Genomic DNA, 18,725 nt, shown 5'->3' with positions numbered 1-18,725 from the left:
TTTCTATGGTAAATACAGACATTATCATGATTATTCAATTAATTCATGCTATACATTTGGAATGCCAAGATACGGCAACTTTCATGCAGTTGCAGAATTGCCTTCTCCTTATCATATCTATAACGAACTTGATATTGTTCCAACTGTTCCGTTTAGATGGCTGGGGTTTGAAGACTGCCCAATTGAATATTGCCTAAATGAGCAAGGCATAACAACTAGTAATAATTTGAGTAGTATTTCGTTTTTAAAATGGTTTTTTAAGTTTGTAAATATTAAAATCAAAGAAATAATAAATCGTCATGATATGGAGCTTTATATAAAGCGCATTCAGAATATTGCAAAGATTTAATAATCAATAATAATTACAACTGTGTAATTACAATTTTTTTGTCATTTAATTCATCTACAAGAAAATCAAAAAACAAAGGATTAGGATTTACACTTGATGTGCCTGAAATTTTAACAATTGTTTTCAATTCAATCAAAGTCTTGCAATATCCAGACAGAGAGAAACTGGTTAAGTTTTGGTTTGTTTCTAGAGATGCGTCTGGACAAATAATGATTGCGCTAATTGTAACAAGATTAACATTACTATAAGTTGTAATGTTTCCCCGATATCTCCAAATTAAATAAGCTTAGTAATTTGGGAATTTAACGCAGGTCGTAGTGTGGCTCGTGAATGCGATCGCTTTTTTAATTAAGGTTGAAGATGATCGCATTTCTATTGTGGTTTCGAGATTTAACGGGAGAAAACTAGTAGTTATGAGCTTTGATGATTATCAGACTAATGAAGCTACTCTACATTTGATGTCTAGTAAAGAAAAGATTAGAGTTTTGGATGAAGCGATCGCATTACCAAAATAATTTTACACAGGGACATTAATCACGTTGACTTTAATTTGCATTCCTGCTTTTACTATCATTTGTACTAATTTATCAATACTAAATCTCTCAATATCTCCATTCATTAAATTACTAATTCGCGGTTGAGTTTCATTAAAAAACTCTGCTGCTTCTTGCTGTGTCCACTCTTGTTTTTTAATATATTTCTGCAAATCTAAAATTAAATCGGCTCTAATCTTTAAATTAGCTGCTTCTTCAGGTTCAAAACCAAGATCTTCAAAGATGTTATCTTGTCCTTTAGTAACTTGCTCGCTCATTTATTTTTTCCTAACTGTTTTCTTAAAGAGATTACTGCTTGATAACGTTGTTTTCCTATTTCAAGATCTTTTTTTGATGTCTTTTGAGTTTTTTTATTAAAAGCATGGAGTACATAAACTGCTTCAGCAAATCGGGCAATATAGAAAACTCGATAAGCTTTTCCTGTTTTAATTCTAATTTCTTCTACCCCCTTACCCACTATCGACATCGGCTTAAAGTCTGTGGGAAGATCGCCTCTTTGCACTGCTCTAAGTTGAAAACCAGTTTTTCTTCTTGCATCTTGAGGAAATTTAGCAATATCTTCTTTAGATGTACCAATCCAGTAAATTGGTTTATCTGTCATAGAATTACTTGTTGATATACCTTATTTAGTATATAAAATATGCAGTGCGATCGCATCGATCGAATTCTGTAGTTTGGGCATTTAATGAAAGTCGCGGTGTTACCCGTGAATGCGATCGCTTTTTAATGGGAAGTACCGATTTACCTTAAATTAACGAGTAGAGATTTTGACTCCCATACTTTAACGTTTCTATCTTTTAACCTGAGTTCGGGATAAGCTGAAACCCCTATGTTTTCATAGGCTTAAGGTAAGATTCTTTTGTAGAATTGATGCCCAAATATTCTTAACCCGAACTTAACCAAGATACACCCACCGACTTGCGCTAATAAGCACTGAGTGCCTTTAAGTTTTATTCCTGGAGTTAAAAAATTGGAATTTGAGGAAAAAGAGTGAATTTTTTATTACTTGTTTGTTGAAATCGTACTATCAATTTCTATTGTCAAAATCAAGCTTGTAGATACTTTGGAAGTATATTGACGTTTGGGTGTTGAAGAAGTTTGGTTCTGGCAGAATAATCAATTAAAGGTTTATTGTTTGCAAAACGATTCTTATCAGCAGCAACAGCAAAGTCAGTTACTACCAGATCTAGACTTAAGTTTACTAGCTCGACATATAGCTATTCAAGATCCCTTAAATGCGATCGTACAATGGCGCAAGGCGATCGCATAATTCATCAAAGGTAATACAATATTGAGCGATCGCGCTTTTTATCGATAACTATAAGGATCGCTTGGTGTGGGAATGGTTTCGATCGCTTTGGCTTCTATTACCACAGAACGCTTTTGGGAAATCGCATTTGTTTCGATCCGATCTTTGACTGGTATGGTTTCGGCGATCGCCATACCTTCAATTGTCAGCCAACTATCTACAGGGTAATTACTACGATTCCTATCTAGCTTAACTGGTATACCAATGGGATAGGCATCTACGGCACAACAGGTAATCACAAAACGGGAGAGCATAATATAGTTATCGGGTAGTTCGCTTAGGTGCAGTACAAAACCCGTAATATTGGCTGGTTGACCCTTATAGGCATCTGGTTCGGGATAAGCGTTAATCGTCCGTATCCATTCAATAAGCGATCGTTCTTCGGGCTTGCTAGCGGTGCGAAAAGCTTGGGGTTGAATGGTAGTTAAAGGTAGATCGCCCACGCCTCTTTTGAGAGCAGTTTGACTGGTTAAAATTTTTGGCGGAATTAATAGTCCTGCGATCGCTACTAATAGTAATAAGCTACTACCCAAACCAGGGGGAAATAAGCTAATGTGTTCGGCATTACTTTGCGTTTTATTTTCTATAATCGACTTAGTTTTAATAACGCCTAAAACAATTAAAATTATGCCAGTACCTAATACTAGACTAAAGTAATTGGGATGAATTAATAATTTATACTGTCCTGTAAAGGTATATTTTAAAAGTAAAGTCCCCCAGGCTAGTAAACTCAATCCTTCCAACCAAGAGAAGAAAAGATCTTTTTTATTTTGAACGGGATTTGAGCGCATTAATTTATTTAAAAGATATTGATTGAAAACTAAAATAAATAACTATAAGCCAAAGTAAAAATAAAAGTTAGCTGAGCCACCAGGGTAAAAATATAAACAATAATTTTTGGTTTAAAAATTGATGCCATCAAGCCAACACTTTTAATGTCGATTGTAGGACCAAACACTAAAAAAGCGAGTAAAGAACCACTAGTGAAAGTGGCAGCAAAAGAGAGGGCAAAAAAAGAATCTACTGTAGAACAGATCGAGACAACCGCTGCTAGCAACATCATTGCCAGAATTGAAGTTATAGTGTCTTGACCCAAACTCAAGATAATCTCGCGGGGGACAAATACTTGAATAGTAGCGGCGATCGCACTACCAAAAACCAACATTCCCCCCAATTCGCTAAATTCAGCCAGTAGGTTAGAAAAAAATAACTGTAACTTTGGTTTGAAGCGATTGACTCGATCTGGTTTAATCGACTCTGACAAAGAATCATCAAAAGGAATTGACTTGCCTTGTTCGATAAAAAAAGTACCAGACTGTAATAAGGTCGATTTATCTGGGATAACATCGACTACTGGTTTTAATCTTTTGGCAAAAGATACTTGTAACAATTCGCGAGAGTCGGGTTGAATGCTAAACACGCATCCGACAATAGTGGCGATCGCGCTAGAAAACAATACCCGAAAAATAACAATACTAGGGCGATCTCCAAAAGCGATCCAAGTAGCCCAAATCACAATCGGATTAATCGTCGGTGCTGCTAAGAGAAAAGAAATGGCTACGGAAGGGGGAACTCTAGATAATAGTAACCTTCTGGCTACGGGAACATTGCCGCATTCACAAACAGGAAACAGAAAACCAATACAGCTACCAACAATAGAACCAAGTAAAGGGTTTTTCGGTAATTTGGCAATTAATTGCTTTTCGCTAATTAAAAATAATAAACTGCTAGAAAGCAATACCCCCAGCAGTAAAAAAGGCATTGCTTCCACCAATAAACTCAGGAATAGCGTGAAAGCATCGTGCAGTTGATTCATAAACGATAAGTTTGGTCGATCGATTTGTACTTGAATTTCTGACTTTTCCCAATTTAAACTCTAGAGCCATAAGATTGCATAATATTTCTCTAAATAAGAGTCAATTTAATTTTAAAAACTCCCCGAGCGATAAATCGCAAAATACAACAATTAATGAGAGAATAGGAAGCTACGTAAACTGTTAGCTTAAAATATGAGTTTAGATTGGATTAGTCGCGCCCAGCGTTTGAGCGCATTACCTCCCTACGTATTTGCTCGTTTAGACGAATTAAAAGCCAACGCTAGAGAGCAAGGACTCGACTTAATAGATTTGGGCATGGGTAATCCCGATGGTGCTGCGCCTCAACCTGTTATCGATGCTGCGATCGCGGCTTTACAAGATCCACTCAATCATGGCTATCCACCCTTTGAAGGAACTGCTAGTTTCCGCGCCTCAATTACTACTTGGTATAAACGATGTTATGGCGTAGAATTAAACCCCGACAGCGAAGCTTTACCCCTAATTGGTTCTAAGGAAGGTTTGGGGCATTTAGCCATGGCTTATGTCGATCCTGGAGATACGATTCTCGTACCTACCCCTTCCTATCCCGCCCATTTTAGAGGTCCTTTGATTGCAGGAGCAGAAATTTACCCGATACATCTGTCGGCAAAAGAAAATTGGTTGATTGACTTCAGCAAAATTCCTGAAGATGTGGCGCAAAAAGCGAAGATTCTTTACTTCAATTATCCCAACAACCCCACTACTGCTACCGCACCTAGAGAATTTTTTGAAGAAGCCGTAAAATTTGCCCGTCATTACGAAATATTGTTAGTTCACGATCTTTGCTATGCAGAATTAGCTTTTGATGGCTATCAACCCACATCTTTATTAGAAATACCAGGGGCAAAAGAACTTGGGGTAGAATTTCATACCCTCTCGAAAACTTATAATATGGCTGGCTGGAGAGTTGGTTTTGTGGTAGGGAACTCGACTATTATTCAAGGTTTGCGGACTCTCAAAACTAATCTAGACTATGGTATTTTCTCCGCAGTGCAAAAAGCAGCAGAAACCGCCCTACAATTACCCGACGAATATATCAAAGACGTACAGCATCGTTACAGCACTCGTCGTGACTTTTTAATTAAAGGCTTAGGAGAACTAGGTTGGAAAATTACCCCATCCAAAGCCACTATGTATCTTTGGATAGAAACTCCTGTAGGAAGTAGATCGACGGAATTTGCTTTAGATGTTTTGCAGAAAACAGGGGTAGTAATTACTCCAGGCAATGCTTTTGGGGAAGCAGGAGAAGGTTATGTAAGAGTTAGCTTGATTGTCGATTGCGATCGCCTGGGTGAAGTACTAAATCGTTTTAAACAAGCAGGAATTTCTTATTCTTAGGACTCGCGCAAAAATAAGTTGCCATTTTCAAGCTTAATCAAGGAAGAAGATAATAGTTCCATTCCTGGCTGCCTGACACAAGTGCCTCAAAACCTGACAAAGCAAAAAAAAGGGGATGAAAATTCCCCTTCTAAAAATTAATTTTAATTATTAAAAAACTAACTACTCATTACTCATTATTTTTCTCCAGTAATACATTCGTGAGTACGAAGAGTAGCAGTAGCTGCATAACTCCTAGCTGCGGGGGTATTGGGTTGGAAAGCATCCCCTACTTCTTGGTAGGCAGAAGCCACACCACAGTAAGCAGACATCGTAGAGATGGTATCTTTTGCCCAGTGATCGCTAGTATCTGCAAAAGCTACGGGATCGCCATTGGTTGTTAATTCAGCTTCTCCTGCATTAGCAAAAATAGCCACTTTATTTAAAACTGCCATTAATTCTGCTCTAGTAACGGGTTGAGCAGGTTTAAAGCTACCATCTTCATAACCAGTCACAATCTGATTTGATGCAGCCCAAGCTACTTTGCCCGCACTCCAACGATCTGCTTCTACATCGGGGAAAGGAGATGTAGTTGGGTTATCCGCAGCAGCTAATTCAAAGTCTTCAATTGTGCCTAAAGCATCATAAACGATGGAAACTAGTTGTTCTCTGGTTAAAGGTTCGCTAGGTTTAAAAGTTCTGTCTTTAAAGCCAGAAATGAAACCCAAGGCGACAGCTGATTCAATTTGATCTTTATAGATATCGCGACCGATATCGGTAAAGGCATCTGCTTTGGGTGGAGTTATAGTTTGACCGCTAGCAGCAGCGATTGCTTGAGAATCGCCACTCAAGAAGAAGTGACCCAATACTTTGCCTTCAAATTCTTTTTTGGTGAATTCCCAACCTGGGTTTAAATGAATTTTGGCATATTCTCCATCTCCAGGCTTACCAAAGGTTTGACCGACTACCAAATCTCCGCTTCCTTTAAAGCTTTTGGCGACTAGTTGTAAGTTATCTCCTTTGGGGATGACATCGAGTCGATAGTCTAAGCTGGTATCTTGTCCGTCAAGACGCACGGAATAGCCATTACCATCTGTAGCTCGATTGCAACTACCTGAAAAGTCAAACGTCGTCCATAAGGGGTCGATAATAGTTGGTTCTGAACCAACTTCGGCATAACATTGCTGTTTGCCAGCGACTTGTTGCACTACATTTAGGTTATAGCCAATTGCCCCAGCAGGGACGGCAACAGCTACCACTTCACTTTGCTCGACGGGTGCTTCGGTGAACTGGGCTAATGCGGGAAGTATGGGAGATGTTAAAGCGATCGCTCCTGTAAATAATGCTGCCGACTTTAACGTTTTTGATAGTTTCATAATATCTCTTGAATTCCTTATCGATATGATTAAAGCTTATAATTCCAATTTCGTCTTGTTTTATCAGGAATTATTTAATTCTCGTTGATAAGAGAGGGCTGTAAATTATTATAAGTATTTGTGCTTAGATTGAGATTTTATCCCCATGATTTAGTAAACTACCAAAGGGAATTATTGACGTAAATATATATAAACTTATTTATGAAAGCAGCAGAGAAAATTAACGATAAAGCGATTGTCAAAGATTATTTTAATCAAAAGGGCTTCGATCGCTGGCGTAAAATTTACGGTGAAACTGACGAAGTTAACAAAGTACAGAAGAAGATTCGCGAGGGACACCAACAGACTATCGATACGGTAGTTGGCTGGCTCAAGGATGACGGGAATTTAGCCGAGATTTCGATTTGCGATGCGGGGTGTGGTGTAGGTAGTTTGAGTATTCCTTTGGCGCAAGAAGGAGCAACAGTTAGTGCTAGTGACATCTCAGAAAAGATGGTCGGAGAAGCTAAGGAAAAGGCAGCGGAAGCCTTGGAAGATCCGAGTAAAGTTAATTTTTCTGTTTCCGATCTTGAGGCGTTGAGCGGTAGCTACGATACGGTTATCTGTCTCGATGTTTTGATTCACTACCCCACAGAAGATGCAGCTAAGATGATCGCTCACTTGGCATCTTTGGCAGAGTCTCGTTTAATTCTTAGTTTTGCCCCTAAAACTTGTCTTTTGTTTGTCTTGAAAAAGGTCGGTGAGTTTTTTCCTGGTCCTTCTAAGACAACTAGAGCTTATCAACATAAGGAAAAAGATATCATCGCTATTTTGCAAGAAAATGGTTTTGAGATTCAACGCAAAGGAATGACTAGTGTTAGTTTCTACTATTCTAAAATTTTGGAAGCAGTTAGGGTTAAGTAATGAGTAATGAGTAATAAGTAATAAGTAATGAGTAGCTTCGCTATTTTGCGTTAAGTTATCCCCTAATCACCTCGTCTCCCAGTCTCCAGTATCTTACGACAATTAATGAGTAGTCCAAGTAGATTTATTGCAACTGAGGTATTTGGAGATAAGGGAGAGGCGGGGGAAAAGTTAGTTTGGGATAGTCTGAAAAGGGTTTTTACAGATCGTAATTGTTTGGCTTATTGGCGATATCCGATATTTTCTAATGAAGGTAAGTTTCGTAAAGAACCCGATATTTTAATTGCCGATCACAATTTGGGTTTGATGGTAATTGAAGTCAAAGCAATTAGAATCGAGCAGTTAGTTTCCCTTCAAGGACATCGCTGGCAATATCGCAATTTTTATACGGAATCGGGCAATCCTTATCAACAAGCTGAAAGACAATTATTTGCTTTACTAGAATATTGCGATCGCGAACCTTTATTGAAAAGCAATGTTACTTCTAGAGCAATTGTTGCTTTACCCAATATTACTAGAGCGCAATGGCAAGCTAAAGGATTTGATAAGTTACCTAATTCTCCGCCAATTTTATTTCAAGAAGATTTAGGCAATCCGCAATTAGTTATCGATCTGATTGATAAAATTTACCCTTTAGTTTTAGGTAAAAACTTAACTCCAACTCAATGGGAATTATTGCTGGCTGTTTTGGGAGGAACATCTTTATTTAAACCAGATTATCGACAGTTACCCTGTAAAAAAAATAGTCGTCGTCACATTATTGCCCAGACGCGATCGCGTTTGGCTCAATTTGATTTAAAGCTAGAAAAAATTGCCAAACAAATCCCCAACGGAATGCAAAGAATTAGAGGGATTGCTGGTTCGGGGAAGACAGTATTGTTGTGTCAAAAAGCTGCTTTAATGGCAGTGAAATATCCTAAATGGCAAATTGCTTTAGTCTTTTTTTCTCGTAGTCTTTACGAGACTATTACTCAACAGGTTACTAAATGGATCGGACACTACAGTCAAAATAAAGTTATTTATCATCCCGAGCAATCTAATTTAAAAATTCTCCATGCTTGGGGGAGTAAAGAACAACCTGGTTTTTATAGTACTCTTTGTAAGTCTGTCAACTATACACCTGTTTCCGTTCCTTTTACTATTAGCAAACAACCTACAGAAGCATTAGCGGAAGCTTGTCTAAAATTGCTAGAAAATAGAACGATCGCACCTCTATTTGATGCAGTATTAATTGATGAAGCTCAAGACTTAATGGCTAATGATTGGAGTTATCAAAACAAACAACCCTTTTTTTGGTTGGCTTATCAATCTTTGCGCTCGATTAATCCGATTCAACCAGAACAAAGACGCTTGATTTGGGCAGATGATGAATTACAAAGTTTGTCCAGTTTAAAAATAGCCGAACCAGGGGAAATGTTTGGGGAAGAATTAGGACATTTAGTTACAGGAAAATACGATAAAATCATTAATAAAACCGAATTACTATCTTGCTGTTATCGAACTCCCCATCAAGTAATTTTCACGGCTCATGCTATTGGTATGGGGTTAGTTAGAGATGAAGGAATTATTACAGGATCTAGTAATCTTGAAGAATGGTTGGCTTTAGGCTATGCGATCGCCAAGAGTCAAGAAAATAAATCACAATTTGTTTTAGAACGCCAAATAATTAATTCTCCCAATCTTGTTTCTAAAATATCATCAGAAGATATGATAGTCTTCGATCGCTTTATATCTCGACAGCAAGAATTAACTGTCTTAGCAAAAAGAATTAAGCATAATTTAGAGCAAGACGATCTACAACCAGATCGAGAAATTTTAATTATAGTTTTGGGAGATTATTACGATACTTTACCCTTAATTCAGCAAGTTGCAATTTTTTTAATCAATCAAGGCATAAATATTTATCTCCCCAGTCAAAGCACTGTAAATTCTTGGGATACTCCTCCAGAAGAGAAAGAAAGCGATCGCTTTTGGTATCCAGGAGCAATTACTATTTCTAATGTCTATCGTGCTAAGGGTCAAGAAGCAGATATGGTCTATTTAATTGGTTTAGATAAGATTGCTCGTCGAGAAAGTAATTTATATTCCCGCCAGCAACTATTAATTGCCCTAACTCGTACTAGAGCTTGGGTTAATCTTAGTGGTATTGGTAACTATGCCTTATACGATGAATTAGAGAAAATAATTAATAGCAAACAAAAAATTATTTTAGACCTCAAACAATCTCCTCAACGACAACTAAAAACAAGCGATCGCTCTAATCTTTTACAAGGCTATGCTTTGGGTAGAACTAACTTTCGCTATGCTAATTTACAGAATGCAGATTTATCTCAACTCAATCTCACTAATATTAATTTAATTGAAGCAAACTTAAGCAAAGCTAATTTACAGGGAACAAATTTAACTAACGCCAAACTTATTGCAGCCAATCTAAGTAATGCCAACTTAACTAATGCTAACTTAACTAATGCCAAACTTATTGGCGCAAATCTGAATCATACCAAGCTCAATAATGCCAATTTAACTAACGCTAATTTAACTAATACTATTTTAGAAGTCGAACGTCAATCGTAATCTTAACCCAATAAATTAATTTAGACCCGCTACTACGTTAACCGAACGAGCAAAAATGGGAACTATAGTCTTAGGAAGTCTAATCGATGAATTATTATGAGAAAGTTACAATATCTGGCTATAACTACAGTCTTATCTATATTTAGCTTGCAGATTGCGACTGTTCGAGCCAACGCTACAGAAAACATAAATCTTACTAATGAATATTTAATTGCTCAACAAAAATCTAATAGAAATAAAAAAGCTGAAACTGAAGACGACATGATTAAAGCTCTTCAAGAAAGAGATAAAAAAATCGAAGGTTTCAAAGATATGCTCAAGATTGATGGCATAGTTCCAGAAGTAGATTCTGAGGGAGAAAACTCAACTGATACTGGAGATGAAATGATGGATGCCTTACAAAAAAGGCAGAATAAAATCAAAAATCTTAAAGAACTCAAGCAAGCCAAAGACTTATTAAATCAAACCAAGATAAAAAATTTACAGCAAGAAAATATTAATGTAGAAAATAGCGAAGATATTGAAAAAATACAGAATATTATTAATGACAAAAAATTGAGCGATGCAGAAATAATTAAAGCCTTACAAAAGCAAAATATTAATATCGAAAGTGTAGCTAAACTTCAAAAAATCCAAAAAATAATTAACGCTAGTTTGCCTGATACATCTACCGAATCTCAAGCAGCAGAAAAGTTATCATCTCAAACAGCATTTAGAATGTTTGCTATTGGAATACCTGCCACAATTTTAGTATTTTTAGTTGCCTCGCCTTTCGCCAAAGGAATTATCGATACAGTTAAAACTAATTACGATAAAAAGTTTGGCAAGCCAACAATTCCCGAACGCTCTCTCAAGCTTCATCATGATGCCTGGAAAGAAATTTCTCTACTTGGTAAAAAAATAGATCGTATGAATGATGATAAGTTTGGTAATGATGAATTTAAAACTCTAATTCACTATAAAATCGATGTAGCTAAAAATGTCGCAGGCTTCAAAGAATTAAATTATCAAGTAGAACTATTAAGAGCAGCTATTATTGCTCAAAAAAGCTTTCTAAAATTAGAATCAGCCGAACTGCGCTATCGCGGGCGCAAACAGCAAGAATTTTATCGTTATGTCGCTGAAAATTTAGCAGAAGATGTAGATAAAGAAGCCTTTGCTAAAAAAATCAAAAAGAAACAAGCCGAACTATTACCCTTAATTAATACCGAAGAAGGTAGAGAAGCTCTCAATTCTTATACCAAAGAATTAAATGAAATTAGCAAGCACGAGTTAGGATTAAAACTCCTAGCTGTATTCAAAAAATTGGAATTAAAAGATTTTTCCATCATTAGAGAAATCTCTAATGTCGTAGAAGGATTACAAGGTTCGGCACTATTAGAGCCAAAACAGTTAGTTCTTACCGTTAAAGAATATTATGACGTATTTGAAAAAATTGCTCCTATCTTAGATATATCCAAAGAAGAAGCTTCTGCTGCTACCTATGCCAGAATTCTTCAAGTAGTGGGTTTAGTTCACAGACATGGAGGTTCTTATCAGAAATTTAGAGAGTTAATTCGACTGTTGCATAAATGGGAAAATCCTTACGAAACTATCAATATGGTTCGGGAACAATATAAAGAGCGAGAATACAAGCTACCTCTAGAGTTTAAGCAGGATATACCAGGAAAAAATACTTACGAACAATACGAAAAATATTTACCAAATTTATCCTAAGCAAGGTTCGGATAGCTTTTTCTATGGCTGAGATGTGTTGGACAATAGAAAATAGCTCCCAAGATAATAAGTTTTTAGGTAGGATTAATTACCACCAAACAAAAGAGTCTTACCTTGGTAAAAACTATTAGCTGCAAATTTTGCCCAACGCCATAATTAAAACAAACCTGTAGCGTGGTGTTTTTTCTTTATTTCATTGGCTCAATTACTTTTTTCTCAAGTCGATTCATTTCTTCTGTTATGGGTTGTGCGTTGCTCTCAAAAGGAGAATAAGACGCAATCATAACTATGGGCAGAATTAGAGTAATGACCGCAACTCCCGTTCCTAAAATACCTGCCCACCTATGACCAGGAGAGTCTTCTGCTTTTCCTGGGCGTTGGCTAACTTCCATATATAAATGTGATAAATCCTAAACTTTATCTTGGTAAACGACTAAAAAAGTAAGCACATAAAAGAATGTATATTCCTTCATACTTCTCAATTATAATTGTAACCGTAAATTAGGGTGGGAGCGGTATATCATAGCACTAAGTTTATAAATAATTAATTAAGATTTTTGGGCAATAAATCAATGAAAGCACGGGAAACAAAAGAGTTCAACCACTTTTCTGTGCTGGCAAGAGAAACGATCGCTGGACTGAATATTTTGCCAGGAGGTATTTATCTAGATGCTACTGTTGGCGGTGGGGGACACAGCAAACTGATTCTCGAACAAGAAGAAAATATTAAGATTTGTGCGCTCGATCGCGACGAAACAGCGATCGCAGCAGTGAAAGAAAGATTAGCAGACTATTATCCCCAGCAATTAGAGTTTTGGCAGGGGAATTTTGCCGACTATCAACCAGGAGATTTGTTATTTGATGGCATTATTGCCGATCTGGGGGTGAGTTCTCCCCAGTTGGATGTTGCCGAAAGGGGTTTTAGTTTCCGTCATACCGCCCCTCTAGATATGCGGATGGATCGTTCTGGAGGAATTACCGCCGAAGAAATTGTCAATCATTGGCAGGAAGTCTCTCTCGCAGACTTAATTTATACTTACGGAGAGGAAAGATTTTCTCGTCGTATTGCCAAAGCGATCGTGCAAAAACGTCCTTTCAGAACTACTACAGATTTGAGTCAAGCGATCGCCTCTGTCGTACCAGGAAAATATCGTCATGGCAGAATACACCCTGCTACCCGCACTTTTCAAGCTCTACGAATTGAAGTGAATCAGGAATTAAAATCTTTAGAGAAATTTATTGCTAATGCTCCAACTTGGCTCAAACCAGGAGGAATTATTGGCATTATTAGTTTTCATAGTTTGGAAGATCGTATTGTCAAACATCGCTTCCGCGAGAATGAGTTATTAAAAGTAATTACTAAAAAGCCGATTATTGCTCAACCAGACGAACAAAGAGAAAATCCGCGATCGCGATCGGCGAAACTTAGATTTGCAACGCGCATCATAACCCAATACTGTTCGGATAAGCCATGAAATCAAGGGGTTTAGGGAGGGTGTTGGGTGTTGGGTGTCGGGGGTTGGGGTCATTTCTTCCCTACACCCTACCACCTAAATTCGAGACCCCGCGTCGCCGTTAGGCGCAAGGGAATGCTCGAATTACCCTACCCCCTTTCTCACCGATAACTTTAGTTAACCGAACAGTATTGCATCATAACCTAGAACCCATAATTCTATAACTCGAAGATAGGAATTAGCAGTTTTGCTAATCTTCTGCTATTGTATCGATGCAAAGAGCATTGACTTCGGGCTTAGAAAGAATAATGATTTTTTCTTCCAGCATAATTTGTACTGCGCCGTTAGCCACATTGGGATCGAGCAGTACAAAAGATATCCCAGGAGTTAGTCCTTTAGATATAAGTTTTCCTGTATAGCCACCATAAATCAGGCTATATCCTGCAACTATACCTACCGAACCTATAGAGAGTTGGTTTATATCAGTAATAATTTTCATTAATTTAAACAGCAGGAGTTGCAACGATTCTACTGGCAATTTCTGCTCCCATACCAATGAGTTTGTTGTCTAAACTAATAACTACAGAGCCATTTTGAGTTTTGTTTACTAGCTTGACTACTTCTCCTGGTTTGATGTTGAATTTTTTGAGTTGACGGGTAATTTCTTTTGCAGTGTGCATCTGAATAATTAACAGATTATCTTCCACAGAGCCTTGACTGACTAGATTGCTGCCAGAAGCAAGATGCAACTGTTCTGTCACTTTGGTTATAAATTGATTAGAAGTATTACCAATAAAAATAAATTCTCGGAAATGTCTTAAATCTGGTGACTGTTGATTTTTGCTATTTAGAGCGGGAGTCATGGGGAACAATACTTATTGATATTAATTATTAATTAGATTTCATTATTTATAGATATACCGTGAATTTTACTTGTTGACAATTTTTTTAAGTAGATTTAATAAATATGAAGCGTTCTTCCCTTCAATTGATAACGCAGCCTAGTTAATCTAAGATTCACAGCACAAAGAATTCGATATAATTGCAACTTAGATTCGATCGAGTTAGAACAAGATCAAGTCATCGTTTGAATTATTTCTTCTCTGGATCTAAACTTCTAAGCGTGAATCAACAGAATCTAATAGGATCGATTAAAATATTCGCTTTGCTAGTTTGTGCTAGCGGTGCATCATACTTAGCCTTTCGCTTGTTCGGTCAATCTCAACAAATAGAACAATTCAAACAGGCTAACCAGTTATTAGAACAGCAACAGTATAGTTTGGCAATTACGATCTACGATCGCTTGCTGGCAGAAAATATCCAATCAAGTCATTCTATTTTGATTAATCGAGGCTATGCTTTGGGCGGTTTAAATCAATATGAAGCTATGCTGCAATCTTGCAATCGGGCAACTTCTCTGTCTGCTCAATCTGGATTGGCTTGGAATTGTCAGGGAGAAGCACTTTACTATCTCAAACAAAATCGAGCTGCCCTAGAAGCATTCGAGAGAGCGATCGCCCTAGAGCCTTCAGAGGTAATTTTTTGGCTGAATAAAGCTAGAGTTTTATCAGATTTAGAACAAGATCGACTAGCCATTGCAGCAAGCGAACGGGCTATAGAATTGAGCGATCGCTCTACAGAAGAAAATAAAGCTATTGCTTTTAATCAAAAAGGGCAAAGTCTACTCAAGCTAGGTCAATATCGAGAATCTATAGTCGCTTTTGAGGAATCTTTATCCTACTCTCAAGATGTCATATCCCCACAACAAGGAAAGGGAATTGCTTTATACGAACTAGGGGAATACAATCGAGCGATCGCAATCTTGCAAAAAATCTTAGACAGCGATCGCTTAACTAACAGCCAACGGAGTACTACTTTGCTTTATTTAGGGGCTAGTTTTTGCCAGATAAACGAAATAGCTGCTGCGGAGAAAGCATTTCAACAGGTTTTACCATTAACAAACGATCCTCCTTCCATAGCTATAGCCACTAAAAAATGTGGTATTCGTTAAACTTATCCCATATTAATAATATAATTCATCAAAAAATGTTTTTGTGGATACCCCTCCCTCGCGTAGCAGGGAGGGGAGGAAACGAAAACCAGTAAGTCCCAGTAAGTCTTGCGTGATTGCGTAAGCTGGGGAAACCCCAGCACGCCTCACGCGCAAGCTGCGACGGTGAAATCCGTTTCCTGTGTACTAATTAATCTTGTCGCCCGTCGCAACAACCTAACCTTGGATGCAGTGAATTGTCCGATACGTTTCCAATTAGCATCTGAGATACTAATCTGTTTTGCTGTATCTCCAGAACACCATCCTTGATATGTAATTCCAGCTTTAATACCTTCAACGAAGTCGCCCTTTCGGATTCCATGATGACGGGTAACTGTACCACCATATTTGCGTCTATTTCCACCCTTGGAAGGCAACATTAAATGCAGTTGGTAGGGTCGAGGTAGCTGTTTCCAGCTTACCCCTCCCATCCGAAACCGTGCTTGTCAGTTTCCTGACACACGGCTACTCAAATGTACCCACTTTGTCATTAACTGACTTCTCAACTACTGATTATGACGGGCATATCATCAATCCAGAGATAATCAATTTTTGACCATTCCTGTGTTAATTTCTTGAAGAAAATCGATGATTTATGATTCCTGATGTCAATCATATCCAGTGCTGTTTTTTCATCGTGGCAGTGGGCGTGAAGTAGTTGAAGATTTTCATACACATTCTTTCCACCAAGGGCGGTTGGAATAATATGGTCTTCTTCTAAGATATCTCCTTCACGAAAATGTAATCCGCACCAGTTACATTTGCCTTTTTGTTTCTTGAGCCTGATAGCTTTAGAAGTTGGCATTTCGGGATTTCTCCCCATCCTGGTACTCCAATAGATTAGATTGCCATCATAAGGGCTTTTATCGCCTTTAACTTTCACATAATCAGTGGAACTGCTACCAAATTGACTATGAGATAGTAACCGAAGGGGGTTCGCTCTCCCCTCTGTGGTTGCGAATATCCAATCTCTTTTACCGACTTTAATGTAATATTTCTTACGGGCATCTTTAAGACTTCCGCATCGGTATCGTCCCCAGGCTCTTAACTTTTGCAAGACCAAGTGGTCTTGAGTTGTAAAGATGTTTCGCGTTTGAGAATCAGAAAACTGATAATAGTTACACCATCCCCTAATAACAGGGTTAAGCTCAAGAATTAACTGGGCTTGAGGAGAACTTTTATGTTTCCTGATGATTTCTCTTATACGGGTTTGATGTCTTTTACAAGCATCTTTAGTAGGGGTTATGAAGGTATTAAAACCAAGTGCGCCTCTGTATCTATTTCTAGAAGAAACGTACTTACCAGCAGGGAACTGTCGGATGTTATATCCGAGGAAATCAAATCCCGCTGTGCCATCTTCACTTAACTCTGGTAAAAGAGTATGGGCAATTCTGGTTTTAGATGGTTTTAATTCCAAGCCCATCACTTTTAACCACTCCGAGATCAATTCTCGGCATCTTTGAACCACTTCAAGATCTCTATGAATTACTACAAAGTCATCTGCATATCTAACGAATGTTAGAGATTTGACTTTGGCTTGCCAACTAGCAGCTTGTCCATTTGGGTGTCGAAACTTCATTGTTTTCGCGTATTCCATGAGCATATTTTCGATGCCATGAAGAGCAATGTTAGCCAACAACGGCGAAACGACCCCGCCTTGAGGTGTTCCTTCAGATATAGCAGTAAAAACCCCTTGGTCTATGACCCCACTTTTAAGCCAAGCTTTTATTTGTTGCCTAACTTTACCTCTGTAGTTGAGTTTGTGGAGTAGGGCTGTGTGGTTGATGCGGTCGAAACATTTGGCAATATCGGCATCTAAAACATACTTGGCTTTAGATTGTATTGCGTTTTTAATCGTCCAAATTGCATCCTGACAAGCTCTCCCTGGTCTAAAACCAAAGCTGGAAGCTTCAAAACGAGCTTCCCATTCTGGTTCTAGGGCAGCTTTGACTACCCCTTGTAAAGCTCGGTCGTAAATTGTGGGTATTCCTAATGGTCGTTTTTCATCTTTTCCAGGTTTGGGAATCCACACTCTTCGAGTGGGTCTACTTTGACCTGTGATTTTGAGTTGTCCTACGAGTTTCATACGAGCTTCTGGGGATAGAGATTTAATTCCATCCACTCCTGCTGTCTTTTTTCCTCGATTCTCTTGAGTTACCCGACGAACTGCTAAAACTTTACATGACCATGAATTCATTAGAGTTTTTTGGAGTTTTCGTACTTGTTTAATTTCTCCACGACGAGAAGCAGCATAAATGCGTTTTTGCAGCTTGAATACATATCTATCGACTTGATGCCAATTGATATCATTCCATCCGACAGTCTTCATTTGTGAATCTGTATTAGGCTTATTCACTGATACTTACACCTTTAGCTTTGATACATTTGCGAGTCACGTCTGCATATCCTGGGCGTTACCCCATCTCTTTTCCAGCGTTACCCGTTAATTCGGGTTAGGCATTTGCTTCTTGACCCATCCCTCCTAACTGCACCATTCGGTTTGATACCTACCAGTTTTAACTGGGAGTACAGTTCGGTTACTTCGTTCCTACATACCATTGATTGTGTTCTTTAGGGTTCACTTATCCACCTATATGAACTGGTCGTGCGTTACTGAACAAAGACAATTCAGTAATCCTAAGTTCGGTCTGCTGTTTCAGACGCAAGGTGTGGCATGACCCACTAGCTTATATCCCTTGCTCATCAGTTGAGATGGTTATGTAAGTGATTCGTTTCTCTACCCCACGATGTCCCTTTCCTTGATGCTATCTCAGTCTAGGGTCGGTTATAAAACACTTGCTCGCGGTTAGGCGTTTTCAGCAATTATCGCTCTGTCCGCTTTTACTCCCGCAGATTACATCTGGGTTATCAATCCAGATATAAGAGAAACTTCTCTCTCTCGTCACCGAGAGGGACGCTGTATGCTGTCAACCCCGCACGAGGGCGCAAAGACTTGGTTTTTCTAGGTTACTCACCTCACTTTGATGGTATGTAAGTTATCATTTCTAAAGGATTAAAGTGCGAACTCAAGTCAGGATGACTTACTTTAGAAATGTGTTATATCCCCCTAAGTCTAGGTTTCATAACAACGAATCGCACGTCTTCTACTAACAGGTGGTCTTCTAAGTACTGAAGTTCCAGAAACTCTTTGTTGAGGAGTCAACCCAGCATAGGCAGCAGCTTGACGAGCAGTTTTATAGTTTTTGAGATTGGGTATTTCTGCCAAAAGTTTGGCAGCAGTAATCTCAGCAATTCCAGGAATTGAGA

19 protein-coding genes and 1 pseudogene are annotated in these 18,725 nt (G+C 38.2%); 9 read left to right on the top strand and 11 right to left on the bottom strand.

From position 1 onward, the window contains the following. Both AC33VI_RS10085 and AC33VI_RS10080 read left to right on the top strand, forming a co-directional pair. Nucleotides 1-349 (top strand): alpha/beta hydrolase family protein (locus AC33VI_RS10085; protein WP_491782132.1); only part of this gene is annotated, 349 nt, incomplete at its 5' end. 317 nt (nucleotides 350-666) lie between these two features. Then, on the top strand, nucleotides 667-864 hold the full coding sequence (locus AC33VI_RS10080) for a type II toxin-antitoxin system Phd/YefM family antitoxin (protein WP_491782131.1): 198 nt from the start codon (nucleotides 667-669) through the stop codon (nucleotides 862-864). Nucleotides 865-866: 2 nt separating this feature from the next. Here AC33VI_RS10080 and AC33VI_RS10075 read toward each other — a convergent pair whose 3' ends face one another. Beyond that, complete coding sequence (locus AC33VI_RS10075) at nucleotides 867-1,160, bottom strand: helix-turn-helix domain-containing protein (protein WP_491782130.1); 294 nt, start codon at nucleotides 1,158-1,160, stop codon at nucleotides 867-869. Further along, nucleotides 1,157-1,504, bottom strand: coding sequence for a type II toxin-antitoxin system RelE/ParE family toxin (locus tag AC33VI_RS10070; protein WP_491782129.1), 348 nt, complete (start codon nucleotides 1,502-1,504; stop codon nucleotides 1,157-1,159). Before AC33VI_RS10070 ends, AC33VI_RS10075 begins: the two co-directional genes overlap by 4 nt. Nucleotides 1,505-1,984: 480 nt before the next feature. Here AC33VI_RS10070 and AC33VI_RS10065 point away from each other — a divergent pair, with 480 nt between their 5' ends. After that, nucleotides 1,985-2,173 carry a hypothetical protein gene (locus AC33VI_RS10065; protein WP_491782128.1) on the top strand — a complete coding sequence of 63 codons (189 nt, stop codon included), beginning with the start codon at nucleotides 1,985-1,987 and terminating at the stop codon, nucleotides 2,171-2,173. Nucleotides 2,174-2,211: 38 nt separating this feature from the next. On the opposite strand, the gene AC33VI_RS10060 is transcribed toward AC33VI_RS10065, so the two are convergent. Both AC33VI_RS10060 and AC33VI_RS10055 read right to left on the bottom strand, forming a co-directional pair. Beyond that, nucleotides 2,212-3,003 (bottom strand): TIGR03943 family putative permease subunit, encoded by a 792-nt coding sequence (locus tag AC33VI_RS10060; protein ID WP_491782127.1) that lies wholly within the window; start codon nucleotides 3,001-3,003, stop codon nucleotides 2,212-2,214. A 29-nt stretch (nucleotides 3,004-3,032) separates the two neighbouring features. After that, nucleotides 3,033-4,028 carry a permease gene (locus AC33VI_RS10055; protein ID WP_491782126.1) on the bottom strand — a complete coding sequence of 332 codons (996 nt, stop codon included), beginning with the start codon at nucleotides 4,026-4,028 and terminating at the stop codon, nucleotides 3,033-3,035. Nucleotides 4,029-4,221: 193 nt separating this feature from the next. On the opposite strand from AC33VI_RS10055, the gene AC33VI_RS10050 reads away from it, so the two are divergent. Further along, complete coding sequence (locus AC33VI_RS10050) at nucleotides 4,222-5,406, top strand: aspartate aminotransferase (protein WP_491782125.1); 1,185 nt, start codon at nucleotides 4,222-4,224, stop codon at nucleotides 5,404-5,406. Between the two features lie 176 nt (nucleotides 5,407-5,582). Here the strand turns inward: AC33VI_RS10050 and AC33VI_RS10045 are convergent, their stop codons facing one another. Further along, nucleotides 5,583-6,761 (bottom strand): DUF3747 domain-containing protein, encoded by a 1,179-nt coding sequence (locus tag AC33VI_RS10045; RefSeq protein ID WP_491782124.1) that lies wholly within the window; start codon nucleotides 6,759-6,761, stop codon nucleotides 5,583-5,585. A gap of 201 nt (nucleotides 6,762-6,962) precedes the next feature. On the opposite strand from AC33VI_RS10045, the gene bchM reads away from it, so the two are divergent. From bchM to AC33VI_RS10030, 3 genes are all read left to right on the top strand, one after another. Then, nucleotides 6,963-7,664, top strand: coding sequence for a magnesium protoporphyrin IX methyltransferase (bchM, locus tag AC33VI_RS10040; RefSeq protein ID WP_491782123.1), 702 nt, complete (start codon nucleotides 6,963-6,965; stop codon nucleotides 7,662-7,664). A gap of 105 nt (nucleotides 7,665-7,769) precedes the next feature. Next, entirely contained in the window at nucleotides 7,770-10,238 is a 2,469-nt protein-coding gene (locus tag AC33VI_RS10035) for a pentapeptide repeat-containing protein (protein WP_491782122.1), read from the top strand. 96 nt (nucleotides 10,239-10,334) lie between these two features. Next, entirely contained in the window at nucleotides 10,335-11,954 is a 1,620-nt protein-coding gene (locus AC33VI_RS10030) for a hypothetical protein (RefSeq protein WP_491782121.1), read from the top strand. A 188-nt stretch (nucleotides 11,955-12,142) separates the two neighbouring features. Here AC33VI_RS10030 and AC33VI_RS10025 read toward each other — a convergent pair whose 3' ends face one another. Then, nucleotides 12,143-12,346 (bottom strand): TLTLP motif-containing protein, encoded by a 204-nt coding sequence (locus AC33VI_RS10025; protein WP_491782120.1) that lies wholly within the window; start codon nucleotides 12,344-12,346, stop codon nucleotides 12,143-12,145. A gap of 180 nt (nucleotides 12,347-12,526) precedes the next feature. Between AC33VI_RS10025 and rsmH the strand changes: the two genes are divergently transcribed. Further along, nucleotides 12,527-13,429 (top strand): 16S rRNA (cytosine(1402)-N(4))-methyltransferase RsmH, encoded by a 903-nt coding sequence (rsmH, locus tag AC33VI_RS10020; protein WP_491782119.1) that lies wholly within the window; start codon nucleotides 12,527-12,529, stop codon nucleotides 13,427-13,429. 229 nt (nucleotides 13,430-13,658) lie between these two features. Here the strand turns inward: rsmH and AC33VI_RS10015 are convergent, their stop codons facing one another. Together AC33VI_RS10015 and AC33VI_RS10010 are read right to left on the bottom strand one after the other, a co-directional pair. After that, complete coding sequence (locus AC33VI_RS10015; RefSeq protein WP_491782118.1) at nucleotides 13,659-13,907, bottom strand: FeoA family protein; 249 nt, start codon at nucleotides 13,905-13,907, stop codon at nucleotides 13,659-13,661. Nucleotides 13,908-13,911: 4 nt separating this feature from the next. Next, entirely contained in the window at nucleotides 13,912-14,271 is a 360-nt protein-coding gene (locus AC33VI_RS10010) for a FeoA family protein (protein WP_491782117.1), read from the bottom strand. 260 nt (nucleotides 14,272-14,531) lie between these two features. Between AC33VI_RS10010 and AC33VI_RS10005 the strand changes: the two genes are divergently transcribed. Further along, complete coding sequence (locus tag AC33VI_RS10005) at nucleotides 14,532-15,419, top strand: tetratricopeptide repeat protein (protein WP_491782116.1); 888 nt, start codon at nucleotides 14,532-14,534, stop codon at nucleotides 15,417-15,419. A gap of 146 nt (nucleotides 15,420-15,565) precedes the next feature. On the opposite strand, the pseudogene AC33VI_RS10000 reads toward AC33VI_RS10005, so the two are convergent. The 3 genes and pseudogenes from AC33VI_RS10000 to AC33VI_RS09990 all read right to left on the bottom strand — a co-directional run. Then, nucleotides 15,566-15,850: pseudogene (locus tag AC33VI_RS10000) on the bottom strand (RRXRR domain-containing protein); the annotation flags it as partial. A 110-nt stretch (nucleotides 15,851-15,960) separates the two neighbouring features. Continuing rightward, nucleotides 15,961-17,787: a group II intron reverse transcriptase/maturase gene (ltrA, locus tag AC33VI_RS09995; RefSeq protein WP_491782133.1), complete on the bottom strand. Its 1,827-nt coding sequence runs from the start codon at nucleotides 17,785-17,787 to the stop codon at nucleotides 15,961-15,963. A gap of 744 nt (nucleotides 17,788-18,531) precedes the next feature. Continuing rightward, on the bottom strand, nucleotides 18,532-18,725 hold a 194-nt coding region (locus AC33VI_RS09990; protein WP_491782115.1), incomplete at its 5' end, for an IS110 family transposase.

This window comes from Waterburya sp., assembly GCF_058530065.1.
This window is presented reverse-complemented; position numbering and strand designations above follow the sequence as displayed.